This is a genomic window from Streptococcus sp. LMAG:39, assembly GCF_008680485.1.
Lineage (GTDB): Bacteria > Bacillota > Bacilli > Lactobacillales > Streptococcaceae > Streptococcus > Streptococcus pasteurianus.
This window is the reverse complement of record NZ_NALE01000001.1, coordinates 1,128,486-1,154,719: the sequence shown is the minus strand read 5'-3', so window position 1 is coordinate 1,154,719 and position 26,234 is coordinate 1,128,486. Positions and strand designations below refer to the sequence as shown.

19 protein-coding genes, 4 tRNA genes, 1 rRNA gene and 2 pseudogenes are annotated in these 26,234 nt (G+C 36.8%); 5 read left to right on the top strand and 21 right to left on the bottom strand.

Annotation, left to right across the window (positions count from 1 at the left end; translation table 11 throughout):
- Nucleotides 1-77 precede the first annotated feature (77 nt).
- Both CCC20_RS05695 and CCC20_RS05690 read right to left on the bottom strand, forming a co-directional pair.
- Nucleotides 78-150: transfer RNA gene (locus CCC20_RS05695), tRNA-Ala, on the bottom strand.
- Nucleotides 151-205: 55 nt separating this feature from the next.
- Nucleotides 206-1,754, bottom strand: a 16S ribosomal RNA gene (locus tag CCC20_RS05690).
- A gap of 1,235 nt (nt 1,755-2,989) precedes the next feature.
- On the opposite strand from CCC20_RS05690, the gene CCC20_RS05685 reads away from it, so the two are divergent.
- Nucleotides 2,990-3,301, top strand: a complete 312-nt coding sequence (locus CCC20_RS05685; RefSeq protein WP_238374705.1) for an IS3 family transposase — start codon at nt 2,990-2,992, stop codon at nt 3,299-3,301.
- A gap of 128 nt (nt 3,302-3,429) precedes the next feature.
- Here the strand turns inward: CCC20_RS05685 and ftsH are convergent, their stop codons facing one another.
- The 7 genes from ftsH to CCC20_RS05650 are packed head-to-tail and all read right to left on the bottom strand — an operon-like array spanning nt 3,430 to nt 9,304.
- The gene (gene ftsH / locus CCC20_RS05680) at nt 3,430-5,412 is read right to left on the bottom strand and encodes an ATP-dependent zinc metalloprotease FtsH (RefSeq protein ID WP_003067077.1); all 1,983 of its coding nucleotides are present in this window, start codon (nt 5,410-5,412) and stop codon (nt 3,430-3,432) included.
- Between the two features lie 21 nt (nt 5,413-5,433).
- Nucleotides 5,434-5,976: a hypoxanthine phosphoribosyltransferase gene (hpt, locus tag CCC20_RS05675; RefSeq protein ID WP_041974053.1), complete on the bottom strand. Its 543-nt coding sequence runs from the start codon at nt 5,974-5,976 to the stop codon at nt 5,434-5,436.
- A 4-nt stretch (nt 5,977-5,980) separates the two neighbouring features.
- Complete coding sequence (gene tilS / locus CCC20_RS05670; RefSeq protein ID WP_003067072.1) at nt 5,981-7,246, bottom strand: tRNA lysidine(34) synthetase TilS; 1,266 nt, start codon at nt 7,244-7,246, stop codon at nt 5,981-5,983.
- Between the two features lie 4 nt (nt 7,247-7,250).
- A complete protein-coding gene (locus tag CCC20_RS05665; RefSeq protein WP_058692596.1) occupies nt 7,251-8,537 on the bottom strand; it encodes a serine hydrolase in 1,287 nt (428 codons plus the stop codon).
- Between the two features lie 15 nt (nt 8,538-8,552).
- Entirely contained in the window at nt 8,553-8,672 is a 120-nt protein-coding gene (locus CCC20_RS05660) for an SP_0009 family protein (protein WP_013851384.1), read from the bottom strand.
- 1 nt (nt 8,673) lies between these two features.
- A complete protein-coding gene (locus tag CCC20_RS05655) occupies nt 8,674-9,045 on the bottom strand; it encodes an FtsB family cell division protein (protein WP_009855232.1) in 372 nt (123 codons plus the stop codon).
- The gene (locus CCC20_RS05650; protein WP_003067061.1) at nt 9,032-9,304 is read right to left on the bottom strand and encodes an RNA-binding S4 domain-containing protein; all 273 of its coding nucleotides are present in this window, start codon (nt 9,302-9,304) and stop codon (nt 9,032-9,034) included. Before CCC20_RS05650 ends, CCC20_RS05655 begins: the two co-directional genes overlap by 14 nt.
- Nucleotides 9,305-9,582: 278 nt before the next feature.
- Between CCC20_RS05650 and CCC20_RS05645 the strand changes: the two are divergent.
- Nucleotides 9,583-9,903, top strand: a pseudogene (locus CCC20_RS05645) (IS982 family transposase); the annotation flags it as partial.
- 126 nt (nt 9,904-10,029) lie between these two features.
- On the opposite strand, the gene mfd reads toward CCC20_RS05645, so the two are convergent.
- The 9 genes from mfd to CCC20_RS05600 all read right to left on the bottom strand — a co-directional run bounded on the left by mfd (nt 10,030) and on the right by CCC20_RS05600 (nt 21,610).
- Nucleotides 10,030-13,527, bottom strand: a complete 3,498-nt coding sequence (mfd, locus tag CCC20_RS05640; protein ID WP_058692883.1) for a transcription-repair coupling factor — start codon at nt 13,525-13,527, stop codon at nt 10,030-10,032.
- Between the two features lie 4 nt (nt 13,528-13,531).
- The gene (gene pth / locus CCC20_RS05635; RefSeq protein WP_003067049.1) at nt 13,532-14,101 is read right to left on the bottom strand and encodes an aminoacyl-tRNA hydrolase; all 570 of its coding nucleotides are present in this window, start codon (nt 14,099-14,101) and stop codon (nt 13,532-13,534) included.
- Between the two features lie 77 nt (nt 14,102-14,178).
- Nucleotides 14,179-15,294 carry a redox-regulated ATPase YchF gene (gene ychF / locus CCC20_RS05630; protein ID WP_058692595.1) on the bottom strand — a complete coding sequence of 372 codons (1,116 nt, stop codon included), beginning with the start codon at nt 15,292-15,294 and terminating at the stop codon, nt 14,179-14,181.
- Between the two features lie 140 nt (nt 15,295-15,434).
- A complete protein-coding gene (locus tag CCC20_RS05625) occupies nt 15,435-15,629 on the bottom strand; it encodes a DUF951 domain-containing protein (protein WP_003067038.1) in 195 nt (64 codons plus the stop codon).
- A gap of 11 nt (nt 15,630-15,640) precedes the next feature.
- Entirely contained in the window at nt 15,641-16,525 is an 885-nt protein-coding gene (locus tag CCC20_RS05620) for a diacylglycerol/lipid kinase family protein (RefSeq protein ID WP_003067036.1), read from the bottom strand.
- A 130-nt stretch (nt 16,526-16,655) separates the two neighbouring features.
- The gene (gene dnaN, locus CCC20_RS05615; protein ID WP_003067033.1) at nt 16,656-17,792 is read right to left on the bottom strand and encodes a DNA polymerase III subunit beta; all 1,137 of its coding nucleotides are present in this window, start codon (nt 17,790-17,792) and stop codon (nt 16,656-16,658) included.
- Nucleotides 17,793-17,949: 157 nt separating this feature from the next.
- Nucleotides 17,950-19,305, bottom strand: coding sequence for a chromosomal replication initiator protein DnaA (gene dnaA, locus CCC20_RS05610; RefSeq protein WP_058692594.1), 1,356 nt, complete (start codon nt 19,303-19,305; stop codon nt 17,950-17,952).
- Nucleotides 19,306-19,508: 203 nt separating this feature from the next.
- Nucleotides 19,509-20,285 (bottom strand): ParB/RepB/Spo0J family partition protein, encoded by a 777-nt coding sequence (locus tag CCC20_RS05605; RefSeq protein ID WP_058692593.1) that lies wholly within the window; start codon nt 20,283-20,285, stop codon nt 19,509-19,511.
- Nucleotides 20,286-20,344: 59 nt separating this feature from the next.
- Complete coding sequence (locus CCC20_RS05600) at nt 20,345-21,610, bottom strand: S1C family serine protease (RefSeq protein ID WP_058692592.1); 1,266 nt, start codon at nt 21,608-21,610, stop codon at nt 20,345-20,347.
- A gap of 210 nt (nt 21,611-21,820) precedes the next feature.
- Between CCC20_RS05600 and rlmH the strand changes: the two genes are divergently transcribed.
- Nucleotides 21,821-22,300 (top strand): 23S rRNA (pseudouridine(1915)-N(3))-methyltransferase RlmH, encoded by a 480-nt coding sequence (gene rlmH, locus CCC20_RS05595; RefSeq protein WP_003067023.1) that lies wholly within the window; start codon nt 21,821-21,823, stop codon nt 22,298-22,300.
- A 136-nt stretch (nt 22,301-22,436) separates the two neighbouring features.
- On the opposite strand, the gene CCC20_RS05590 is transcribed toward rlmH, so the two are convergent.
- Together CCC20_RS05590 and CCC20_RS11475 are read right to left on the bottom strand one after the other, a co-directional pair.
- Nucleotides 22,437-22,510, bottom strand: a tRNA-Arg gene (locus CCC20_RS05590).
- 262 nt (nt 22,511-22,772) lie between these two features.
- A pseudogene (locus tag CCC20_RS11475) lies at nt 22,773-23,110 on the bottom strand (helix-turn-helix domain-containing protein); the annotation flags it as partial.
- Between the two features lie 197 nt (nt 23,111-23,307).
- On the opposite strand from CCC20_RS11475, the gene CCC20_RS05580 reads away from it, so the two are divergent.
- Nucleotides 23,308-23,379: transfer RNA gene (locus CCC20_RS05580), tRNA-Glu, on the top strand.
- Between the two features lie 30 nt (nt 23,380-23,409).
- Nucleotides 23,410-23,483, top strand: a tRNA-Asn gene (locus tag CCC20_RS05575).
- 65 nt (nt 23,484-23,548) lie between these two features.
- Here CCC20_RS05575 and CCC20_RS05570 read toward each other — a convergent pair.
- Nucleotides 23,549-26,143: a YfhO family protein gene (locus tag CCC20_RS05570; RefSeq protein WP_287179457.1), complete on the bottom strand. Its 2,595-nt coding sequence runs from the start codon at nt 26,141-26,143 to the stop codon at nt 23,549-23,551.
- Nucleotides 26,144-26,234: the final 91 nt, after the last annotated feature.

Here is a 26,234-nt window from a genome sequence, read left to right as displayed (position 1 = left end):
ACAATTATTTCTAATTGTGGAATTTGATATAGATATTCAATTTTCAATGGACAATCACTTTGAATCTTTCGATTCAATGGAGCCTAGCGGGATCGAACCGCTGACCTCCTGCGTGCAAAGCAGGCGCTCTCCCAGCTGAGCTAAGGCCCCACAAGACCTCTCAAAACTAAACAAGACTACCAAACGTGCTTCCGTTTTTCCTTAGAAAGGAGGTGATCCAGCCGCACCTTCCGATACGGCTACCTTGTTACGACTTCACCCCAATCATCTATCCCACCTTAGGCGGCTGGCTCCTAAATGGTTACCTCACCGACTTCGGGTGTTACAAACTCTCGTGGTGTGACGGGCGGTGTGTACAAGGCCCGGGAACGTATTCACCGCGGCGTGCTGATCCGCGATTACTAGCGATTCCGACTTCATGTAGGCGAGTTGCAGCCTACAATCCGAACTGAGATTGGCTTTAAGAGATTTGCTTGCCGTCACCGACTTGCGACTCGTTGTACCAACCATTGTAGCACGTGTGTAGCCCAGGTCATAAGGGGCATGATGATTTGACGTCATCCCCACCTTCCTCCGGTTTATTACCGGCAGTCTCGCTAGAGTGCCCAACTAAATGATGGCAACTAACAATAGGGGTTGCGCTCGTTGCGGGACTTAACCCAACATCTCACGACACGAGCTGACGACAACCATGCACCACCTGTCACCGATGTTCCGAAGAAACTTTCTATCTCTAGAAATAGCATCGGGATGTCAAGACCTGGTAAGGTTCTTCGCGTTGCTTCGAATTAAACCACATGCTCCACCGCTTGTGCGGGCCCCCGTCAATTCCTTTGAGTTTCAACCTTGCGGTCGTACTCCCCAGGCGGAGTGCTTAATGCGTTAGCTGCGGCACTAAGCCCCGGAAAGGGCCTAACACCTAGCACTCATCGTTTACGGCGTGGACTACCAGGGTATCTAATCCTGTTTGCTCCCCACGCTTTCGAGCCTCAGCGTCAGTTACAGACCAGAGAGCCGCTTTCGCCACCGGTGTTCCTCCATATATCTACGCATTTCACCGCTACACATGGAATTCCACTCTCCCCTTCTGCACTCAAGTTTAACAGTTTCCAAAGCGAACAATGGTTAAGCCACTGCCTTTAACTTCAGACTTATTAAACCGCCTGCGCTCGCTTTACGCCCAATAAATCCGGACAACGCTCGGGACCTACGTATTACCGCGGCTGCTGGCACGTAGTTAGCCGTCCCTTTCTGGTAAGTTACCGTCACTGTGTGAACTTTCCACTCTCACACACGTTCTTCTCTTACAACAGAGCTTTACGATCCGAAAACCTTCTTCACTCACGCGGCGTTGCTCGGTCAGGGTTGCCCCCATTGCCGAAGATTCCCTACTGCTGCCTCCCGTAGGAGTCTGGGCCGTGTCTCAGTCCCAGTGTGGCCGATCACCCTCTCAGGTCGGCTATGTATCGTCGCCTTGGTGGGCCGTTACCCCACCAACTAGCTAATACAACGCAGGTCCATCTACTAGTGATGCAATTGCATCTTTCAAGCATCTAACATGTGTTAAACACTGTTATGCGGTATTAGCTATCGTTTCCAATAGTTATCCCCCGCTAGTAGGCAGGTTACCTACGCGTTACTCACCCGTTCGCAACTCCTTCTACTCTAGCAAGCTAAAGTAGTCAGCGTTCTACTTGCATGTATTAGGCACGCCGCCAGCGTTCGTCCTGAGCCAGGATCAAACTCTCATTTAATCTTGTTCTCATTCTGTCACTGACAGATTTATTTCTTAACAGGTCGATTTCTCAACCCGCACGTTTGGTTCGTCTTGTTCAGTTCTCAAAGGTCTTTGTCTCTCGTGAGACAACTTCTATATTCTATCAAATCTAAAACAGCTTGTCAACTACTTTTTTAAAGTTTTCTTCAAATCTGTTTCAATCTGATTACTGCTGAACATCTCGGACAACAGCTATATTAGTGTATCATCTCAAACTTACTTTGTCAACTTCTTTTTTAGATTTTCTGTAAGCCTGACTCCTGCTCTCTTACGACAGCTCAACTAGTATACTAAACTTAAGATAAACTGTCAACTACTTCTATCAACTTTTTTAAGTGTGGCTTGTCCCCCTCACGGGATGTAGTAGAGAATATGACTAAGGAGATTGTGGAAAAGGTGTAGGGGAGGCGTAAAAAGGGCGATTGGGGCTCTTCAAGTTTTTTGTCTTTCTACAAAAAAAGAGAGCTTATATTGAAAAGGAAGCAAGTTCACAAAATATCCACCCGAGTTCAAATTAGACTACCCAAGCGCAAAGAGCGGAGAGAGGCCTTCTATTGTCAAAAAATATGGGTTAAAATCAGACAACCAGACTCTAACTTGGACAAGAAAATACCGAGAAGAACCTACTTTACCCACCCAAGATTTACAAGGTAGGAAGTCCACTGGTCGTCCCAAAACAAAGAATCTAGAGGAACAGAATACTTATCTACGAATGGAGAATGCGATTTTAAAGACCTTAAGGACTCTCTTCAATCCGTGAGAAGAGTCCACCTCTATCAAATAGTGGAGCGGTTGAAAGATCGTTACTCCGTCTCCTCTTTGTATGTCTATTTCGGCTTCCCTAGTTTTTCTTATTGCTTTTGGTTGAGCAAGGGGAGACCGGTCTATAAGCGATTTGATGCGAACTTAGCCCCAAAGATTACAGCTATCTTCCATGACACTCAAAAGGGCTGTCGCTTCATTTTTTATCAACCGGGAAGACAGTATCAACTTTCCCCTAACCCTAAAACTGTCTTGCGCTATATGCGTATTCTTGGTCACCAGTCCCCTATTCGGAAGACGTAGTATCAATACTGCACCTGCACGCAACGAGAGATAAATGAAAAGGCAAGACACGTCCACTACAACGTGCTTGCCCGAAACCTTAAAGCAGAACGTCCTCTCCAAAAACTGACAACAGATGTCAGCTACGTTTACCACAAACAAGGGAGAATGTTCCTGAGTGTCATTAAAGATTGTTATGACACTTCCATTTTAGCCTATACGCTATCAGATTTCAATGATAACAAGTTAGTTTTTGACAACATTGACCTGGTCTTTCATGATTCCTGGGATTCAACCAAAGTCTGTATCCTTCATTCTGGCAAGGGAAATTGTTATGATAATGCAGCATGTGAGAATTTCTTTTCCCACTTGAAGAGTGAGTCCTTAAGACTATTTCCGCCTGAGGACAGGGAAACCCTCGTCCGTCAAATCAGGGAATACACTGACTGGTATAATTACCACAGACCACAAAAAAATTAAAAGGTATGACTCCCTTAGAATTTAGGGAAGCATACCTTCTAAAACACTAACCTTTTTTACTGTCCATTTTATTTGGGGCTTGACATATAGGCTCTCTCTTTGGTAATCATTGATATTAAGAATTTATACTATTCTTTAGAATCATCAGAGTCATCCATCTTTTCTTTGACTTCATCATATGATAGAGCGTGTGCTTCTTCACTATCGTTTTCTAGTTCTTCAGGCATTTTTCCTGTTTCATAGATTGATTTAATCTGAGCAGCATCAAGTGTTTCATATTTTAGAAGCGCTTCTGCAATAAGTTTATGTGTTTCACGATTATTATTGATAATATCCGCAGCTTTATCACGTGCTTCGTTAAGAAGTGTGCGAACTTCATCATCAATCATTTGTGCAGTTTGTGCAGAATAGGTCTTTTCAGGTGACAATTGGCCTGTCATTATTGCGTGATTTCCTTCATATTGAACAGGACCAAGTTTATCACTCATACCGTACTCAGTCACCATAGCACGAGCTAATTGTGTGGCTTGTTCAAAGTCATTTGAAGCACCTGTTGTTTGAGCATTAAAGATAATTTCTTCAGCAACACGACCACCCATCAAACCAGCTAATTGTTCTTTCAAATTATCTTTTGAATGTAACATTTGATCTTCTTTAGGAAGGGCAATCATATACCCACCAGCACGACCACGTGGCACAATAGTAACTTTATGGACAACACGTGCACTTGAAAGTACTAAACCAACGATTGTATGTCCTGCTTCGTGATATGCAACCATTTCTCGTTCTTTTTGAGAAATCGTACGGTCTTTCTTAGAAGGGCCTGCAATAACTCTATCTTCTGCTTCGTCAATATCTGAAGCATCGATTTTTTTCTTATTCCGACGAGCGGCCACTAGGGCTGCTTCGTTAAGAACATTTTCCAAGTCAGCACCTACAAATCCTGGTGTTTGTTGAGCAACAACTTTTAGATTAACATCTTCTGCTAATGGTTTATTTTTAGCATGAACTCGGAGAATAGCCTCACGTCCTTTTACGTCTGGGCTACCTACAAGAATCTTACGGTCAAAGCGTCCTGGGCGAAGAAGGGCTGGGTCTAGGACGTCGCTACGGTTTGTTGCTGCAATAACAATGATACTTTCATTGCCTTCAAAACCGTCCATTTCAATAAGGAGTTGGTTGAGCGTTTGTTCACGTTCATCATTTCCACCACCCATACCAGCGCCACGACGGCGTCCAACGGCGTCAATTTCATCGATGAAAATAATGGCACGTTCAGCCTTTTTAGCATCTTCAAAAAGCGATCTTACACGGCTTGCACCGACACCAACAAACATTTCAACGAAATCAGAACCTGAGATTGAGAAGAATGGAACACCAGCTTCACCAGCGACAGCTTTAGCAAGGAGTGTCTTACCTGTTCCCGGAGGGCCTTCTAAAAGGACACCAGCAGGAATACGAGCACCAAGGGCTTTGTATTTTTTCGGATTTTTCAAGAAATCAACAACTTCAACAAGTTCTTGTTTTTCTTCTTCAGCACCAGCGACATCAGAGAAACGAACTTTTACATTACCCTTACTTTGAGATTTGGCACGATTTTTACCAAAACTCATCGCTCCACGAGCGCCATTTCCTCCTTGATTCATCATCACAAAGAAAAAGACAATCAAGACAATGAAAGGAATGTAAGTAATAATGTAAGAAATCCAAGTTCCGCTTGAACTTTCTTGTTTGACAGTAACTTCAACATCGGCATCTTCTGCTGCACTTGTAATGGCTTCAATAGAAGAGTCACTTGGTAAAACAATTGAAGTGAATTCTGTTACAGTAGAAGTGGTACTTCCCTCCAAGAACGGAAGGCTTGAACTTGTTTCAGTCGTTTGAGCTTTTGTATATTCACCACTGACTTCAATAATACTTCCACTTGGTTGGTAAGTGATTGATTTAATATCACCCGCTTTAATTTGTTTAATTAAAGTTGAGTAATTAATTTGTTGACTTTGTGTACTTGTCCCTCTTAGATAATATTGAAAGGCTGTAATCCCTGCAATAATCAAAAGAATGTAAATAAAGGAATTTCGAACAAAGCCATTATTTTTGTTGTTTTTCATATAGTAATTATCGACCTTCTATTATTTTGAATAGATTTCTTCCTTTAGTACACCAACATATGGTAAATTACGGTAACGCTCAGCATAATCAAGACCAAACCCTACAATAAATTCGTTTGGAACATCGTAACAGACATAATCTGCTTCGATTTCGACAACACGACCTTCTGGTTTATCAAAAAGAGTTGCAATTTTTACTGAATTTGCTTTACGGTATTTAAACATATCACGAAGATATTTAAGAGTACGTCCAGTATCAATGATATCTTCGATAAAGACGACATCACGACCTTCAATATTAGTGTCAACGTCTTTTAAAATTTTAACTTCACCGCTACTAGTTGTTTGATTACCATAACTAGAAACGACCATAAAGTCTAATTCAACATGTGTATCGATGTGTTTGATTAATTCTGCCATGAATGGTACAGAACCTTTCAAAACACCGATTAAAAGAGGATTTTTGCCTTCATAATCTTTCGTTAGTTGTTCGCCTAATTCTTTGGTTTTGGCAATAATCTCCTCTTCTGAGTACAAAACTTTTTCAATATCTTGTTCAAGCATGACATCACCTATTTCTAATTTTTTCAATATACAATTTGCCCCCCATTATATCATGTTTAGAGGATTTTCTCAAATAAGTTTTACCGCCAACCAAGACAAAAATAATTTTTTTATCTTGTTCACCGATAATAGCATCTGCTCGTTCTTGAATCGGAATTTTTTCGTCAATAAAAAGCCTACGCAATTTTTTTGAAAAAGTTCCAAAATCAATGGAATCACCCGCTTGTCTTTGTCTTAAAAGAATGGGGTGAGAACTATAAACAGGAATGCCATCCTCATCCTTGTTTTTAAATTGAAATTGATATTGACCATATTTGACTATACTGTCATATTCTAGCATTTTTTCTGCTGATTCCCTATCGGTCTTAGGTCTGATTTTTGTGACCTGAAAGCTTTGGTAATCTTTCTTTAACCAATAATTTCCCTTGATTTGATAAACTACATTTGCCTTACTTCGTAACAACCGCAGCATTTCATCAAATTGACCGTGTGACACTTGCAAATCAGGAAATTCTTCAAGATAATTTTGAAAAAGGACAGCTTGTACAGCTGTTGTTTGTGCTAAAAATTGCGAACAATCTGTTACATCAATTTCTGCTGTTAAATCTTGAATAGCTTGAAAGAGTTGTTGACTTTCCTGTCCAAGATGTTGCAAAGCTTGCCTAAATTTGGGATTTTCCTTTTCCAAACTTGGCAGATATTGATTTCTAATACGATTTCGCAGATAATCCAATGACTGGTTAGAATCATCTTCAAAATGAAAAATTTCTGGTAAATTTTTTTTAGAGATTGTCAAAAAAGGACGGATTAATTCTCCTGTACAAAACGAGCTGACACCCTGCATTCCTGATAAATGACGGAGACGACTGCCACGCAAAAAACGCATAAAAATCGTTTCAGCTTGGTCATCTGCATGATGTGCGGTCACCACAGCAGTGTAGTTTTTTTCTACCATAATTTTTTTAAAAAATTGATAACGAAAATCACGCGCAGCTTTTTCCGAAAAAATACCAGAAAAATAATCGACATAAATCGGAATCTGATGTTTTTCAGCCCATTCACAAAGATAGGCTTCTTCCATTTCTGACTCTTGTCGCTGTTTATGATTGATATGAGCAATTCCAATCTCAATTTCTAATTTATCACGGTATATATACAAAAAGTGTAGCAGATTCATAGAATCTACTCCACCCGATACAGCTATTAAAACTTTTTTATGTTTGGCAAAATATGCCTTTTTTTGAATTTCTTTAAAAATATTATCGTACATATCACTATTTTAAAATGGCGTAAACATCATTAGCGATATTTGAAATATCGTCATAAGAAGCGTTGTTGGTAAAAATTGACAAGATGAAAGGTTCATCAGCATAAATAATGGCAACGTCATGTTTGTAATCATAGGCATCACCTATTTTATGAGCTACTTGAACGTCAATATCTCTTGAAATACGTGTTGTATCAAAAGCAGTTGATGATAGATAAGAAATAATGTCACCATCTTGATTGTAAATAGCTTCCATTAAGTTAGCTGCTGTCTTAGATGACATATTACGTGCTTTCATATCAATATCTGTTCCTGCTATCGCACTAATTTCTGAATTAAAGTCATCATCATATTGATTAGCAACATAATAACCTAAAATATTAGTTGCCACATTATCAGAATTTTGAGCGACAGCTTTTAACAAATCGTCAATAGCATATTCTTTATTATCAGCGGTTTTGCTAATTTTACCACTACCACTTGGGTCATAGGCTTTAGCAAAACTATTGACAGCATCAACATATTTTAAAGTATCATTTGCTGAAATTGTACCATCTTGAAGTTTTCCCTCAACATAATAAAGTGTAGCCAATTTAGCAATGCTTGCTGAATACATAACAGTATCAGCGTTAATCCCAGCGGTTGTTTGCGTTGATAGCTGCTTAACGTAAATAGAATAATTACTCTTATTATATTTTTGATTAAGAACTTGCTGAACTTTTTCCATACGGTTATCAGTAGCTGACAAATCATCTTCGCTAATCCAGCCTTTACCATCTACTTTATAGTATGTTCCGTGGTAAGTTGTTGCTTTTTGAGTCACTGTCACTTCTGAATACGAAGTCAAATCAGTTTTTACTTCTTTGGTTCCCGTGACATAAGGTGCTTGATAAACTTTAAAATCATCTTCTAGCCAATATTCTTTTGAAATATTTTCTTGGCTAATCACAACATCATCATAAATGAATTGACGACTGGCTTCAATATAACTACCATCCGATAATTCAAAAACTGGAATGGCACTATCATTAATGGTTAAATCAACAATTGATAACGTATCACCAGCTGATAAAGTATCAGATACTGTCGTTAAAGCAGCGTCTTTGTAGGTGTTGCTGTCTTGAGCCAAAATAGGATTGGTCGGAATACTATCAAAATAAGTTGTTTCCACTACTACATTTGATGTCAGTTGATACTTTTCTTCATTTGTTAAGGCAATCGTTTTTTCGGTGCTAACGACAGAAAGAGAAGTCAAGAAAAATGGTATCAGCATTACTGCAAATAGTTTTTTCATTGGCTTCTCCTTTCGTTAGTTTTTAGTTGATTGATAATTTTCTTCTCTGATTTTTTGATTTTCTTTGGCTAATTCTTCCAATTTTTCATCGGAATAAGCCAGAAATTTTTCAATGGTTTCGATTAAATTTTCCATATTATTTTGGTAATAAGTTTGGCAACGGATAGATTGTTTCACCAGAACGTGATAAGTAATATTTAGCGCGAGCATATTTTTCAACATAAGTATCATCTTTTAGACGGTCAGCTAGTAGCTTTTCTGCGTCTGTTTCAACGACTAATTTATCATAACTTTTTTGCAGTGAAACAACTTGCTCTTTACGCTCTTGTAAAGTTTGGTAACTTTTAACAAGGTTATAAGTTGGTAAAATAAACAGTAACATGACAACAATCAAAATCCAACCCATAAAACGATTACGTTTGCGGTTTTCTTCTTCGACATAACGCTTTTTGGTGTTTTCATCATTGATATATTGATTGTTCAATTGAACGATATTAGGCTTCTCCATCCGCTTCTATCCTTGTTTCGTTAATGATTTCATACATTCTGGTTGCATCTTCTTTTTTCGTGCTATCTTTCATTTCTAGAACACGTACTGTTAGCAATTTATTTCCAAAACGAATTTCAATTTCGTCGTTAATTTTTAAATCAGTTGATGATTTGGCTAAGATACCATTGACTTTGATGCGTCCTTTATCTGCAACTTCTTTAGCTACTGGACGACGTTTTATAATACGGGATACTTTTAAATATTTATCGAGTCTCATAATATGTCACCTCGCAATCTTTTCTATTTTATCATTTTTTTAGGAAAATAGCCGACTTAAACGCGTTTGTTAAGATAATGTAATAAAAGAGAGCTAATACCCTCCTATGTAAATTATGAAATGGCTTAAAATAATTTAATAATGAAAAATCAGGGCAGAAATAACTGTACCAGCAAAAAAGATAATAAATATCCGTGGTGCTAGTTCATTTCAACATACAATAAAAAGCCCAAATGGACTATACTGTAAGTGACGAAACATACAGGAGGTTAGTCCAAATGAGCCACTTACAGTATACAGCTAAATCTCATCATTTGCAATGGAATGTACGCCAATTATCACAAATTTGCCACCATTTTTATCAAAAGTATTGCCCAGATTCCTTTAAACATCGGCGTAACGTTGGATTAGTCAAAGTTTCAGATACATCACTCTTAGTTTTGCTCTTATTGCAGGCTGAATTAGGAATCACTTCGCAAAGACATTTCTACAAAATTTGTCGCCTCTTTCCGTGTGGTCAATTACTTGAGAGAAGTCGATTTAATCGACGGTCGAGACAATTAATTTGGTTAGTCCAACTTATCCGAAAAGCTATGAGTGATATACTTCTCTGTATTCAAGTTCCATTTTGACCTCCTTGATAATTCCAGTCTAGACTTTATCAAAAAGTTTACCATAAAATCTCTTTGATATACTAGCTTTCTACTGACAAAAGGCTTTGACAACTAGTCCTTTTCAATTTTTCTGGATTTGATTTCAGCTAGCATTTTACCGAAATTCTGAAGTTCTTCTAAAATCTCATAATCTTTTTTATCACGGATATTAAAAGTAATTTCAATTTTACCTTGATTTTCGCCAATACGGGCTTTCAAGTTTGTTTTTGAAAGAGCTTCAAAATAATCTTGTGTCAAGTAATGTTGCAGCGAAGCTTTTTCAAAACGTACTAATAGATTGTTATCTTTACGTTCCACAAGTTCTGTGAAAGCATTGTCCATATAAGCTTTACCCAAGCCAATTTCAAGTAAGTAGGCGACTTGGTCAGGGTATTCGCCAAAACGGTCAATTAACTCATCTTGTAAACTTTGATAATCTTTCTGGCTTTCAATTTCACGAATACGTTTATAAATTTCAATTTTTTGACGTTCATCGTCAATATATTCGCTTGGTAAATAGGCATCGATTTGTAAATTCATCTCCGCATTGCTCTTACGGCGCGCTTGAGATTTGCCTTGTTTCTTAGCGATAGCCTCTTCTAGTAACTGTGAATACATTTCAAAACCAACAGAGTCAATAAAACCACTTTGTGAGGCGCCAAGAATATTTCCTGCACCACGAATGGATAAATCACGCATGGCAATTTTGAAACCAGAACCTAATTCTGTAAAGCCTTTAATGGCATCTAAACGTTTTTCAGAGACCTCTGTCAAAATCTTGTCTGGGTGGTACATGAGGTAGGCGTAAGCAATTCGATTAGAACGCCCAACACGTCCACGAAGTTGATACAAAGTTGACAAGCCCATGTGGTCTGCATTTTCGATAAATAAAGTATTAACATTAGAAATATCAACACCTGTTTCAATGATAGTTGTCGCAACCAGAACATCGTAAACACCGTCAATAAAGTCCATGAGCGTATTTTCAAGTTGAATTTCACTCATCTGACCATGAACAAAACCAATACTTGCTTCAGGAACCAACTCTTGCAATTCTGACACTTTTTGGTCAATGGTGTCCACCCTATTGTAAACATAGAAAACTTGTCCGCCACGGTCAATTTCACGAATGATAGCCTCACGAATCAGACCAGGATTAGTTTCCAAAACGTAAGTTTGAACAGGGTAACGGTTAGTCGGTGGCGTTTCAATAACTGACAGGTCGCGAATTCCCAACATTGACATGTGAAGGGTTCGTGGAATTGGAGTCGCTGTCAAGGTCAATACATCAACTTTAGTCTTAAGCTCTTTTAATTTTTCTTTGTGCTTAACGCCAAAACGTTGCTCCTCATCAATAATAATCAAACCTAAATCAGCAAAATCAACATCTTTAGATAGCAGACGATGAGTACCAATAATGATATCAACTTGACCTTTTTTCAACTTGTCTAGGGTGTCATTTTGTTCTTTTTTGCTACGAAAACGACTAAGCACATCAACTGTAACAGGATAATTTTCAAAACGCTCCGAGAAATTTGTGTAGTGTTGTTGAGCAAGAACAGTTGTTGGCACTAAGACAGCTACTTGTTTATGGTCTTTAACAGCTTTAAAAGCGGCGCGCATCGCAACTTCTGTTTTACCAAAGCCAACATCCCCAACCAATAAGCGATCCATTGGCTTATCTTCTTCCATGTCGTTCTTAATTTCCTTGATAGAGCGAAGTTGGTCCTCTGTTTCTACAAAAGCAAAATCTTCGTCAAATTCCCGCTGCAAATCATCGTCTGGTGAAAAAGCAAAACCTTTTAGCTGACTACGTTCCGCATACAATTTCAACAAATCATCCGCAATGTCCTCAACTTGCTTAGAAACCTTTTGTTTGGTCTTTTGGAAACGACCATCATTTAATTTATTGATTTTAGGTTCCTTGCCATCTGCAGAAACGTATTTTGATAAACTTTCAATTTGCTCTACTGGCAATGAAATTGTTGAAGAACCTTGATATTGAATGGTCAAATAATCGCGGTGCACACCATGGATTTCAATTGTTTCAATTCCTAAAAATTTACCAATACCATGAACATGGTGAACCACATAATCACCTTTTGACAATTCATTGTAGTCTTTCAAACGTTCGGCATTGCTAATATTTGAACGACGAATACGGCGCTTAATTTTCTTATGATAAATTTCATGCTCGGTAATGAGAACAATTTTCTCATCAGCAAAATAAAAGCCATTTGATAAATTTCCAACAACTAGCTGAGCTTGTTGTGCTTGTAAATCATCTGCAGCAACCACAGGTAATTCCAAACCATATTCATGTAAATTCTCCTGTAAACGTTCTAAGCCATGCTGCGAATCTGCTTGAATTAAAACGGTCGCTTTAGATTTTTGATAACGATTAACTTCATCAATCAATAACGGAAATTGATTGAAAAATTCTTGCATTGGATATTGTGTAAAATTATGAAGTTTATCAAATTTAAGATTACCCAATCCTTTATGAAAATTAGAAAAGAACGTTGCTGGCTGATATTGACGTAAGTCTTTATAAATATCAGCAAAGTAAACCAAGCTTGACACTGCTTTACCACGTTGTAAATCTTCTGTCAATAAGTTTGCAACTTCCAAATCAAACTTAGCATTGCGGTCAACTAGCTTTTGAAAATCATCAAAAAAGACTGGTGTTCCCTTAGGAATGTAATCAAGTAACGTCCACTCTTTTGCATAAAAGAGTGATAAGAAACGTCTAATGTCTTGATGCTTATACTGTTCCTGAGTTGCAGCATAAAGCTCACTTAAATAAGCCTGCTGTTCATCTTTAGCAGTCTCTAAAAACGTCTCAAATGCCTTACTAGCTCTAGCAAAATCTTCTTCCGATAAAATGAGCTCATCAGCTGGGGAAATGGTTACCTGCTCAATATTACTAAGTGATTTTTGTGTTTCTGCATCAAACTGACGAATGCCATCAACTTCATCACCAAAGAACTCTAAACGATAAGGATAGTCAGCTGTCATCTCATAAATATCAACGATATCACCACGCCGACTAAATTCGCCTGGATTAAGAACCTGTGATACTTTTTGGTAACCGACATTTGACAGTACCTTTACAACCTTGTCAAGGTTGTAATCCTCACCGACAACAAAATTTAGCTGACTTTCAGCATAAATTTCTGGATTTGGTAGTAAAACACGGGCTCCCACTAAACTTGTAATTAAGATACCAGATTGCTTATTATCTTGTAAAAAATTTAAAGCTTCTAGGCGTGAGTGTGCCTTATCCATCGAGGCAAAAATAAACTCTGCCGCCGCAACATCATCCGCAAAAAAAGTATAAACCTTGTCCTCACCAATCAAGCTAGATAAATCACTAGCCAATTTTTCAACTTCATTTTGTGTTGAGGTGATGACAACTATTTTTTCCTCATTAGCCTGATAAGCAGAAGCAATGGCAAGAGCTCTACTAGAACCTGATAAGCCCATAATCAGTTGCCTACCAAGATTAGCCACGCCGCTATGCCATGTTTGAATAATCTTATTTTGGCTAAATAAATCAATAATATTCATAGACTTACCCATTAAATTTTTGCATGGTTTTTACAAAATCTGCTTCCTGTAAATAAAATTGAACAGCTTCATTAACCTTTTCAAGTGTATTAGTAACTGTAATATAATCATCTTGGTCAAATTTTCCAAGAACATGGTCAACTACCGAACGGCCTTGCTTCGGACGTCCAATACCAACTTTAATACGGTCAAATGCCTGCGTTCCAGTGTGTGCAATGATAGATTTTATGCCATTATGCCCACCAGCAGAGCCTTTTTGACGTAGGCGAATACGACCCACTTCCATATCTAAATCATCGTAAATCACCAAGAAATCTTTAATATCAATATTATAATACGTCAACAAAGCATGAATAGCGATACCTGAATTGTTCATAAAAGTGGTTGGTTTGACTAGATAAACTTTTTCTCCGTTGACAAAACAAGAACCAACTTCTGCTTTAAAATTCTTTTCCTCTGAAAATGTGACATTGAAAACCTTAGCAAGGCGATCAATTGCCATAAAACCAATATTATGCCTTGTTTCGTGATATTTACTGCCTGGATTTCCCAGACCAACAATCATTTTTACCATTAATTTTCCTTTCCAATAAATGCCAAAAGGGCTGGAAAAACTTTTTTCCAACCTCGGCAATATTTAATTAATTTTGCTTATACGTTAAAGCGGAATTCCATGATATCACCATCTTGAACCACATAATCTTTCCCTTCTTCACGAAGACGACCTGCTTCTTTGACAGCTTTTTCAGAACCATAATTGATTAAGTCATCGTAAGACATTGTAATCGCACGGATAAACCCACGTTCAAAGTCAGAGTGAATGATACCAGCTGCTTGAGGAGCCTTGATACCGCGTTTAAATGTCCATGCACGAACTTCTTTTTCACCTGCTGTAAAGTAAGTGCCAAGACCGAGCAAGTGATAAGCTGCACGTGTCAATTTATCAACACCAGATTCTGTTAAACCAAGGTCTTCAAGGAATAATGCTTTATCTTCATCATCAAGTTCAGAGATTTCTTCTTCGGCACGCGCTGAGATAACAACAACTTCTGCATTTTCAGTTGCAGCAAATTCACGAATTTGTTTTACGTATTCGATATCGTCTGGATTAGCTACTTTATCTTCATCAACGTTTGCAACGTAAAGTACTGGTTTTGTTGTCAAAAGGAACAATTGTTTAACAATTTTTTGTTCTTCTTCTGTAAAGTCAATCGTACGCGCTGATTTTCCATCTTCAAGGACTGGTTTAATTTTTTGAAGAACGCTAAATTCTGCGATAGAATCTTTATCTTTTTGAGTACGTGCCACTTTTTCTACACGCGCATAACGTTTATTAACAGATTCCAAGTCAGCAAGAATCAATTCTAAGTTAATTGTGTCAATATCTGCAAGTGGGTCAACAAAAGCATCCTCACGTCCTTGCTCACGCATAACATTTTCATCATCAAAAGCACGAACAACATGAACGATAGCATCTACTTCACGAATGTTAGCAAGGAATTTATTACCAAGACCTTCACCACGTGAAGCACCTTTTACGATACCCGCAATATCAGTAAATTCAAAGGTTGTTGGAACTGTTTTTTTAGGTGTGATAAGTTCAGTCAATTTTTGTAAACGTTCATCTGGCACTTCTACCATACCAACGTTAGGGTCGATTGTCGCGAAAGGATAGTTAGCAGCTTCCGCACCTGCCTTTGTAATCGCATTAAAAAGAGTTGATTTTCCAACATTTGGTAAACCAACAATACCTGCTGTTAAAGCCATATTTTATAAGTCTCCGTTTAAATTATTCAATCATACCTATTATAGCAGAAAAACTCAGCATTAAACAAGCATTTCTACTATATAGCAAGCGCTATTAGCCATAAAAATTGAGTTAAGTATGATTATTGATTATTTTTAGTTTACGACAAAACTTTCTTTAATTTGCGTTCAAAGTCGTGGCGGCTCATCATGACGATATGGTCGCAGTTTGTGCAACGAATTTTAATATCAGCCCCAATTCGAATGACTTCCCATTCATTGGCTTTTTTTCCAGTAGCTTTTATCCTACAAGCATGGGGCTTTTTCATTTCAACGTGACTTCCAAGTTCGTACATCGTTTCTCCTTTTACAAATAAATATAGCGTTTTTGTGATGATAAAGTAATTTCATTCAATGATACAATTTCACCATCAATTTCAATTAAACTCTCTTTTGGAAAATTAACCGTAACCTGTTTTAACGAACAATGATTTAAGTAAGACGATTTCTCATGTCTTTTAAGAACCAAAGACAACAGTACCGTTAATCGTTGGAAAAAAGTTTCTCCTTTGGCATAAACACACTCCAAATTCTCAGAATGAACAGTCGCTGTTGGCCAAATCATGATACCCCCACCAAAATAAGTATTATTAGCTAGTGAAAAAAAGAAATGATCATTTAATATTAAGTTATCTCCTTCCGAACTTTCCAAACTCACAGAAGCTTGGAGGGGATTTTTTAATAAAAATTGAATAGCGATTGCAACATAAGTCAATTTCCCAAGGTGGCATTTATTAAGCACAGTTTTTAACGTTGAATTAGTAGCTTGATTAACAACCCATGCTGCAAATCCTAAATCTAAGCTATTTAATACTAAACATTCTTGATAACTGTAAACCGTAATTCCTTTAGGTTGATTTGTTAACGAGACTAATAATGTATCTAAGTTCGGTACTATACCAAGAGCACGCGCAAAATCATTACCAGACCCGACAGGATAATAGGCAAATGGAAGATTTGCTGGCAAATGATAGAGAACTTTTGATAATGTCCCATCGCCTCCGACAATCAGAAGCTTATCTTTTTCTGGGTCAAATGTTTTTAGCAGTTTCTCAACTTGATGTAATTCATCGTTTTTATAGCGTGTTAATAAAGTGCAAATATCTGATGTATGATGTTTTTCAATATCACTGATAACTTGTTTTGCCCCATGATTTCCTGCATGGGGATTAGCAATAATATAAAGCGTCATATTAATAGATATTATACCATAAAAAGCGAGAACACCGCATAAACAGTGTTCTCGCTGGAGATTATGAAAAAGAAAAGTTTTAGGATGTTTATAGTGTATAAATTCTTCCTTAAATTTTTCTTAAAGATTTTTAGTTTGTACGAACTGGAGTGATTAATTGAATAAAGTTCTCAGCATCATCACCTGGCATTAAAGTAAATGGACGCACTGGTGAAATAAAGCGAATAACAACTGTTTCACTCTTCAAGGCTTTAAGAGCTTCAATCAGATAAGTTGGGTTAAAGCTGATTGTCAAATCATTGCCTGATTGGTCAATAGTATCCAATTCTTCGTTAACTTTACCGACCTCAGGTGAGTTAACGTGAGCAGAAACGCTATTATTAGCAATTTCAAGTTTAACAGTACCATTTTGTGTTGCATTTGAAATCAAGTGAGCACGTTCCATTGCTGAACGAAGTGCATTGGTATTAAATGTCACTTCTGTTTCAAAAGCATTTGTCAACAAGCGGTCAGTATCTGGATAATTTCCTTCTAAAAGTCGTGTATAGAAGCTAATGTAGTCACTTCTAAAGAGCATTTGGCTATCAGAGAAGAAAACTTCTACCGTTTCAATATCATCTGTAAATACAGCTGCAAATTCACGTAAAGATTTACTTGGAATAACAACGTTGAAATCATTTGAAGTATTTTCCAAAGTTAATTTACGTTGGCTCATACGGTGAGAATCAGTTGCGACTGCTTTAAAGTCTTTGTGGTCACTAAGAACCATGTGAACACCAGTCAAGATTGGACGGCTTTCTTGAAGACTTGCTGCAAAGGCTGTTTCAGCAATGATAGATTTCAATAGTTTTGTTTCCAAAACTAAAGGATTTTCAGTAGCCATTTCTTGAAGACGAGGGTAAAGATCAACATCTTTTCCTTTTAAGGTAATTTCTGATTTACCACTTGTTAGAACAATTTGATGGTGTTCAATTTCTTCAAAATCCAATGTTACATCTGGAAGACTTGAAACGATATTAATAAAGAAGTTTGCTTCTAATAGTACAGCACCAGTTGAAGTAATCAGCAAACCTGCATTTTCATTAGAAGTTGGAATAGTATTTTCGATTGAAATTTGTCCGTTAGAACCAGTTAATGTAATGTTACTATTTTGAACTTCAATTTTAATTGTTGATAAAACAGGAATCGCATTTTTAGTCGAAATAGCTCTCTTGGTTGCATTCAATGCTTGAAGAAAGAAAGATTTATTAATTGAGAATTTAATCATAGGAAAACTCCTTTAGTTATTAAGTATTAAATTAGTAGTAGTAGTAGGTCTTGTTTATACTGTTGATAAGTCCTGAAATCGCACGGGCATCGCGCGAAAAGAGTTGTTAACAACCTGTGGATAAGTTGCTGTGGATTTTATTGGTTATCCACAAAACCTATTTTATCTTATTTTTTATGGTTTCAATTTCAATACGTAAACTGTCATCTTGAGCTAACATATTTTTGATTTTATTATAGGCATGTAAGACTGTTGAATGGTCGCGACCGCCAAATTCTTTTCCGATTTTTGGAAGTGAGTTATCAGTCATTTCACGTGCGAGATACATAGCTACTTGGCGCGCTAAAACAATATCTTGTGTCCGTTTAGTTGCCTTGATTTCTTTAACAGTAACGCCATAGAATTTTCCAACTTGGCTTTGGATTTCATCAATTGGGATGACTGTCATTTTTGGATCGTCTTGCTTACGAGCGCGAATCGCTTCTGCTGCGACATCAACTGTAATGGTTTCAATCTTTTTAATGCTAGCAACTAGGCTAATATCTTTTAAAGCTCCCTCAAGGTCACGAACGTTGGAATCAAATTGTCCTGCTAAATACTCAATGGTATCTTGCGGAAAAATATAATTATATTCTTGCGTTTTATTCGTTAAAATGGCAACACGTGTTTCAAAATCAGGGGGAGTGATATTAATTGTTAAGCCCCATTTGAAGCGCGTGACCAGACGTTGTTCCAGGTTGTCCAGATGGTCAGGTGTACGGTCACTTGTCAGTACAATTTGCTTGTTATTATCATAAAGAGCATTGAAAGTATTGAAAAATTCTTCCTGTGTCCCAGACAATGTTTTCTTAGCTAGGGATTGAATATCATCAATTAGTAAAACATCAAGATTGCGGAATTTTTCCTTTAACTCTTCCATTGTGTCCAAACGGATATGAATAACAAATTCATTGATGAAATTTTCAGCAGTAATATACTTTACACGTGCATTGGGATTATTTTGCAAAACCGCATTACCAATGGCATTGAGCAAGTGAGTTTTTCCCAACCCAGGTCCTCCCCAAATAAAAAGAGGATTGTAAGTTGTTCCTGGAGCGTCTGCAACGGCGTAAGACGCAGAAAATGCCCAACGGTTTTCATCACCTTGTACGAAGTTATCAAAGGTATATTTGGTATTTAAATCAGAATCAACTAGGGGCAAAGTGTTTTTTTGAGTTGTTGGAACAGCTTGTGAAGTGGTCATTACTTCTGTTTGATTGGCTAAATCTTCTTCAAAGACATAGTTGACAACAATTTCAGCATTATAAACCTCAAAACCAGCCGTCAAAATAATTGGTTTAAGATTTTTATCCCAAAACAACTCTTTCATAGGGTCTAAATAAATGGTAGCCATATTTTGCTCAATTTGAATCAAACGAGCATCTAAAACAAAAAATTCATACGTTGCTTGTTTTAGTTGGCTTTTTGCTAATTCCAGAACCCTACTCCAAAAGATTTGTTCATTTTCAGTCATAGTAGTTTCCTTTTTGTGGATAATTCAATACTCATTCTAACATAAAAAATAAAAGTTTTCCACAATGGTGGAAATAAAAAATCCACACTGTTCACGAAAGTTTTCCACAGGTTGTGGAAAACAAAGAAAGAGTGATAAAACTGGGGATACTCAACTGTAGTTGCTGTGGAAAACTGTGAAAAATAAAAAAAGAAATCAACAAGTTATTTTAGCTTGTTGATAATTCTGTTTAAGTCTTCTTCAGACTGAAAATATAAACTCACATCTCCTTTTGTGCCGGTTTTAGAGATAGTAATTTTAACAGGAAGTCCTAACTGTTTAGTCAATTCTTCTTCTTGATTTCTAATAAAAATATCTTTCTTTTTAGAACGATTTTTTTTCTGTTTAGCAGGTTTTAGTAAACGTTCAAGTTTTCTAACACTAAGGTCTTCTGTTAGAATTTTTTGATACCACTTTTCTTGTTCTCCCGCGTTTTTAAGGGTTAAAAGGACACGCGCGTGCCCTTGAGACAGGTCACCTTTTTCAACGGCATCAGAGAGACTTCTAGGAAGATTAAGTAATCTGAGGCAATTGGTAATGTAAGGGCGAGATTTTCCCATAAACTGTGCTAATTCTTCATGAGTCATTTGATTTTTTTCCAGAAGTTGCTGGTAAGCTTTTGCTTCTTCGATTGGATTTAAATCAGAACGTTGCAGATTTTCGACGATAGCCAGCTGCATGCTCTCCTGATTGGAGATATTTTTTATGATGGCAGGAATTTCGGTTAAACCTGCTATTTTTGAGGCTCTTAGACGTCTTTCACCAGCAATAAGCTCATAACCAAAGACAGTTGATTCTCGGACGATAATCGGCTGAATAAGCCCATTAGCTTTAATAGAACGTGCTAATTCTTCCAGCTCTTCTTGTTTAAATTCTAAACGGGGTTGGTAGGGATTAGGTGAGATATTTTCAATTTTGATTAATGTGAGTGTTTCAGGCATAGGTCTTTTATCCTTAAAAAATGAGGCTGAGGAATGCTCAGCTTCATTTTTATTAGTTATTAGTTTGAGGAAGATAAATCTTGCGTTGTCTTAGTTAATTCAATTGTAGCTGTTTTCTTATCAGTTCCACGGTAGAAGGTTACTTTGACAGAGTCACCAACAGAATGAGTATAAAGAATACTTTGAAGATCTGAAGTAGCTGTTACTTCTTTGTCGTCAATAGCTGTGATGACATCGTACTGTTCGAGATTACCTTCAGCAGGCATACCAGATTGAACAGCAGCAACAACGACACCACTTGTTACACTTGTTGGAATGTTAAGTTGAGCAATTGCATTAGTTGAAAGGTCGCTCAAGTTTATCATTGAAATACCAAGTGCTGGGCGGATAACTTGCCCATTTTCTTCCAATTGGTTAATAATGGATACAACATCGTTAGATGGAATGGCAAATCCCATACCTTCGACAGATTCACCAGAACTTGATGTAGATGAAATCTTACTTGAATTGATACCGATAACTTGTCCTTCAATGTTAATTAAAGCACCACCAGAGTTACCTGGGTTAATTGCTGCATCTGTTTGGATAGCATTTGTTGAGATAGTTTCACCATCATCATTTGTCATGGTTACTGTACGGCTAAGACTTGAGACAATACCTTGTGTTACAGAGTTAGCATATTCAGTACCAAGTGGGCTACCAATAGCGATAGCAGTTTCACCGACAGTCAATTTATCAGAATCGGCAAATTCAGCAACTGTAGATACATTGTCAGAAGAAATTTTAACAACAGCAATATCTGAATAAGTATCTGCTCCGACTAGCTCACCAACAACTTTTGTTCCATTAGCAAGCATAATTTCAATTTGTTCGGCACCATCAATAACGTGATTGTTAGTGACGACATAGGCAGAATCACCATCTTTTTTGTAAATAACCCCAGACCCCTCACTGTAAACAGTCAAATCATCTGTAGAGCTTGAATTGCTACTACTGTCTGAGTCATTGCCAAACATTTGATTGTAGAGGTCACTTGCAGAAGATGACGAGTCTGATTTGTAGTTAATAACAGATACAACCGCGTCTTGAACTTTTTCCACAGCTTTTGTTGTATCGTTAGAGTTAGAATAGCTTACGCTACTTGTTGTTGTTTTTGTACTTGAACCACTGACGTTAGTGATTGAAATACCTGCCATGTTTAGGACGAGTATTGTACCTGCGATACCAGCTATAAAGCCGACTAAAATGACACCCAATGGTTTTAACCAATTTTTGTAATTAAATTTTGGTAACTTTGGTAATTTTGGTAATTTTATTTTTTTCACGTCTCTACCTCCCATTTTTCTTGGATAGCATATAAAAATTGACTTAATTATACCTTAAAAGTAAAAAAAAGAAAAGTAATCCACAACCTGTGGAAAACTTTTTGAAAATGTGAAAAAATCTTGATTCAAAGCTACTAAAATCCATATTGATGATTTATGAACATGTGGATAATGTGTGAAAAGCTTGTGAATATGTGGTAAAATGGAGCTATGAAAGTAAAAATTATCGCTATTGGAAAATTAAAAGAAAAATATTTAAAAGATGGTATTGCCGAATATGGTAAACGCATGAGTCGTTTTGCAAAATTTGAAATTGTCGAGTTAGCAGACGAAAAAACACCAGATAATGCTAGCGCTGCACAAAATCAGCAAATTATGGAAAAAGAGGGAGAACGCATCTTAGCAAAGATTTCAGAGCGTGATTATGTTATTGTCCTAGCCATCGAGGGAAAACAACTATCTTCTGCAGCTTTTAGTAAAGTCATTGCTGATGCGACATTAAGAGGCTATTCTGATATTGTTTTTGTGATTGGAGGAAGTCTTGGTTTAGCGGATAAAGTCAAAAAACGTGCCAATTTGCGATTGAGTTTTGGTTTATTAACCTTACCTCATCAATTAATGCGTTTAGTTCTATCAGAACAAATTTATCGTGCTTTTATGATTCAACAAGGAAGCCCTTATCACAAGTAATTCTTGTAGTGAAGTAATAAAAGAATAGTAAGGAAGTTAATTTGTCATTTCTTCCTACTATTCTTTTTTGGCTACTTTGTTTCATGTGAAACATTTGTCAAAAATAAAAAAGTCGGCTTTGAGCCGACTTGAGATTTGATCCCAGCAGGATTCGAACCTGCGACCGTTCGCTTAGAAGGCGAATGCTCTATCCAGCTGAGCTATGAGACCATACCAACTTAATCATTTTATCAAAATATTGACTATGCTGTCAACTAAAAATCAATTCATAAAAATAAATCATGATTAGAAAGTAAGTGAGAAATATTGTGAATTTTGACTAATCATTTTTCTCCCACTTGTCAAGTTAAGTGCAACAAAGCATTCATCTGAGTAAGTTAATAGTTCTTATGCTGTTTGAGCTAGTTCAAATCGTTTTTTAGCAGATTGATAGTTGTGTATTCTTCTTAATCTGTTATTAATGGATTGAGTAATGGATTCTAAATTTAGCCTTCATCGTTTTAGTAAATGACAATAAGAAAGTTTCTGATACTTTCTCAAGCTTCAGACTAATAACTCCCTTTCCTGCCTTTAGAGTACCGAATTTGAGCGGTTTCTGCGAAATACTCTTCATAGTAAATTTTCTTTCCATTGACCGGTTTGACAGTCCAACGTTTGAGTTCACGAGAGATGGTGGAGAGATGTCTATCCAAAATTCTCGCAATTTCAGCTGGTTTTAACCTTCTGAGAGAGATAGCTTTTCATTTTCCCACGTTCTACTTCAGAAAGGTGGTGATAGGGCTGTTTTTTAGTAGAGTAGTTAGTGGACATTTTCATTTTTCCTTTATACTTTGTTTACCGACTTTAGTATATCAGACGAATATGTATGTCTTTTTTGTTGTACCTCATTTTACAATGCGGGACCGATAATTTTTGTAAAAAACGTAAAAAATTTAAAAAAACTATAGACAAAGAAAAAATATCTGATATAATAGTATAAGTGTTAAGGAGAAATCCTTAAAGCTTCTGGTCCGTTGGTCAAGGGGTTAAGACACCGCCTTTTCACGGCGGTAACACGGGTTCGAATCCCGTACGGACTATAAACTACTGCCTAGCAGTTTTTTTCTTTATCCGGCATAGCTCAGTTGGTAGTAGCGCATGACTGTTAATCATGATGTCGTAGGTTCGAGTCCTACTGCCGGAGTGATAAGACACCTTCCTAAGTTACTTAGGAATTTTTTAATACCTAAAAATAAAGCAGGCTAAGTTTTAGCCTGCTTTTATCCTTAAATGATACTTTCTTCGTGCAATCATGTAAGCAAGGAAAAGGATGATGCCTAACATGGATAGATAAGCTCCTTCTTTAAAACCATTTGGGATGTAAGTTAACGTTACTTTACCTTCACCAGCTTTTACATCAACTTTCATAAAACCATCTTGCGCTTTTGAAACCTTAAGTTTTTCCCCGTTTTGTGTAACTGTCCATCCTTTATCATATGGAATGGTGAAGAATAGTGAACTATCTTCGTCTGCTTTATAAGTAGCAGTAACGGTATTTTTATCAGTTGTAACGGTAACGTCTGGATTGTCAATAATCGCCATAGCTTTTTGATAACTTGTTAAATCTAAAGCATAAAAATTAGGTTGATTGAAGGAAACTTGACTATTTTCAGGGAAAGTAAATGTGATGTCAAGCGTTTGTCCTTCTTCAAAGTAACCAAGGTCAAAGAAGCTGTAAGCATTATCGGTTGTGTATTCTGTCGTTTTTCCATTAACTGTAATTTGCACAGATTCACTATTATCATTAGAGAAAGTAATGTTAGGGACACTTACATAAAGTTGAGTATTAGCAGTGACAGTGACTTGATAAGTAGCACTTGTTGTCAACTGACCATCATTTGTAGTGGTGACTCGGTTATTAAGCAAATTAGCACCACCGGTTAGTTGAGAAGCTAAACGTGTGAAGTATTTCTCAGATAATCCTGTCAAGTTATTGATAAAATTAGTTTGGTTGTCAAGCGTGTTGACACCAAAGGCAATATCCTTGTAAATACCATTCGTTAAAATAGCTAGCTGACTAGCATATTGATTTTCATAAAGTGATACATTGCCAGAACCGTCAACATAATTGAAACCAAATTTATCAACACTAGTTTCAGAAAGATTATACTTCACAGCAAATAAACTATCCATCAGCAAGGTATTATTTTGGTAGCGAAGGTTGAGATTAGTCCCTGTTGATTTAAAGCCAAGCCGGTCTAATGTGCTACTAGAGGTCGTGTTTCGGATAGATGAAAATTGAGAGATACCATTGTAATTATATTTCATACTGTCATTGCCAGTTTGAGGTAACAATTCTTCGGTACGATAGAAAGTAGTATTCAGTTCTTGTGTTTCGTTGACAAGTTTGTCAATGTCTGTCAAGTTACGATTATAGCTTTGTCGAGAAGGAAAGACCCACTCGCTATCAAGGGCTGCAATTTGATAATAAGTATTTAATGATATTTCAAAAATTGTAAAGATAAGTGTAAAGCTGACAAAGAGTTTAAATGATAGATACTTATTTACATAACTGATGAGTATAATAGCATAAGCAGCTAAGAAAGCAAAGGTGATAATGACTTGCGAAGGTTCTAAAAAGTCATAATGACTTTGGAACAACGCTGTAACAATAAATCCAAGAGCCAAGGGAATAATCCCAATAAGATATTGCTTGAGTGTTAATTCTTTTAAACGAGATAATGTTTCAGCTGCTAATAGGATGATAAGAATAGAGAATGTCCAAGAATAGCGGTGAAGAAACATATTTGGTGAATGCATACCTTGCCAGATAAGATCTAATGGTTCAAGATAAAAACTAGCGACAATGAGAGCAAGCATTATGCCATAAGCTAAACGAGTTTGCCACCTGATTGATTTAATCGTAAAGAAAATAATAGCTAATATTAATGGGAAAATTCCCACGTAAATCATCGGAATAGAACCAAATTTTGTTGTGTCGTAAGAGCCAACAAAATTCTTAGCAAATAAATCAAAGAACCATGACGCATCTGTAAACCACTCTGTAAACTTAGAAAATTCCTCACCGTGTGTAGATAGGTCTAAGTAAGTTGGTAACAGCATGATGCAGCTAGAGAGACCAGCAGAGATTGACACAACTGTAAAGTCAATAAATTTTCGTAGAATGACTTTCCATTTAAATTCTTTAGTTAATTGAACAAGGAAATAAAGAATTAAAAAGATAACAACCATGTATCCAAAATAATAGTTTTGGATAAAGAGAATCGTTAAACTTAGGTAATAAAGGATGAATTTTTGCTGACCTAATAAGCGATTAATTCCTAAAATGATTAAAGGCAAAAGAATGAATACATCAAGCCACATATTAATTTCAATTTGGCTGATGGCAAAACTCATCAATGCATAAGAAGTCGATAAGATGATGCTGAAAGGTTTCAGCACTTTAGGGTAGAGTTGTCTGAGACTATAAAAACAACTTACCCCCATACAAGCAACTTTCAGTAATGTAAAGATATAAATAGCATCAGGCATGCTCTTTAGACTGAAGAAATAAACGAAAGGTGAGAAGAAGCTTCCTAGATAGTAACTAATAAGAGCATAGAAGTTTAGCCCCAAACCACTCGTAAAGGTGTAAAAAATACTATCTGAACCGTGTAAAATATTTCGTAGATTTTCAGCAAAAATGACATACTGGTGGAAACCGTCACTAGCTAAAATAGTCGTGTCACTATTGAATGAAATATCTTCAGACAATAAGGCGAAAAATAAGATAAGAAATGGCAGAGCAAATGCTGCTAAGTAGTAAAGAGTATTAATGTTTGGTTTTAAAGATTTTAATGTCATAGCTTTAGTAAGACAGGTTGAGATAGCTTATCCCAACCTGTTTCTTTTCTATATATTGTAAAGTTTGTGTAAACGTCAGGAAATTATTAAT

What these genes read in the sequence shown, in the direction of transcription:
- ftsH (WP_003067077.1), bottom strand. Translation starts at nt 5,412, where the DNA reads ATGAAAAACAACAAAAATAATGGCTTTGTTCGAAATTCCTTTATTTAC.
- rlmH (WP_003067023.1), top strand. Translation starts at nt 21,821, where the DNA reads ATGAAAGTAAAAATTATCGCTATTGGAAAATTAAAAGAAAAATATTTA.
- CCC20_RS05570 (WP_287179457.1), bottom strand. Translation starts at nt 26,143, where the DNA reads ATGACATTAAAATCTTTAAAACCAAACATTAATACTCTTTACTACTTA.
- CCC20_RS05605 (WP_058692593.1), bottom strand. Translation starts at nt 20,285, where the DNA reads ATGCCTGAAACACTCACATTAATCAAAATTGAAAATATCTCACCTAAT.
- dnaA (WP_058692594.1), bottom strand. Translation starts at nt 19,305, where the DNA reads ATGACTGAAAATGAACAAATCTTTTGGAGTAGGGTTCTGGAATTAGCA.
- CCC20_RS05660 (WP_013851384.1), bottom strand. Translation starts at nt 8,672, where the DNA reads ATGGAAAATTTAATCGAAACCATTGAAAAATTTCTGGCTTATTCCGAT.
- CCC20_RS05650 (WP_003067061.1), bottom strand. Translation starts at nt 9,304, where the DNA reads ATGAGACTCGATAAATATTTAAAAGTATCCCGTATTATAAAACGTCGT.
- CCC20_RS05665 (WP_058692596.1), bottom strand. Translation starts at nt 8,537, where the DNA reads ATGAAAAAACTATTTGCAGTAATGCTGATACCATTTTTCTTGACTTCT.
- pth (WP_003067049.1), bottom strand. Translation starts at nt 14,101, where the DNA reads ATGGTAAAAATGATTGTTGGTCTGGGAAATCCAGGCAGTAAATATCAC.
- CCC20_RS05620 (WP_003067036.1), bottom strand. Translation starts at nt 16,525, where the DNA reads ATGACGCTTTATATTATTGCTAATCCCCATGCAGGAAATCATGGGGCA.
- ychF (WP_058692595.1), bottom strand. Translation starts at nt 15,294, where the DNA reads ATGGCTTTAACAGCAGGTATTGTTGGTTTACCAAATGTTGGAAAATCA.
- tilS (WP_003067072.1), bottom strand. Translation starts at nt 7,246, where the DNA reads ATGTACGATAATATTTTTAAAGAAATTCAAAAAAAGGCATATTTTGCC.
- hpt (WP_041974053.1), bottom strand. Translation starts at nt 5,976, where the DNA reads ATGCTTGAACAAGATATTGAAAAAGTTTTGTACTCAGAAGAGGAGATT.
- mfd (WP_058692883.1), bottom strand. Translation starts at nt 13,527, where the DNA reads ATGAATATTATTGATTTATTTAGCCAAAATAAGATTATTCAAACATGG.
- dnaN (WP_003067033.1), bottom strand. Translation starts at nt 17,792, where the DNA reads ATGATTAAATTCTCAATTAATAAATCTTTCTTTCTTCAAGCATTGAAT.
- CCC20_RS05655 (WP_009855232.1), bottom strand. Translation starts at nt 9,045, where the DNA reads ATGGAGAAGCCTAATATCGTTCAATTGAACAATCAATATATCAATGAT.
- CCC20_RS05625 (WP_003067038.1), bottom strand. Translation starts at nt 15,629, where the DNA reads ATGTACGAACTTGGAAGTCACGTTGAAATGAAAAAGCCCCATGCTTGT.
- CCC20_RS05685 (WP_238374705.1), top strand. Translation starts at nt 2,990, where the DNA reads ATGTTCCTGAGTGTCATTAAAGATTGTTATGACACTTCCATTTTAGCC.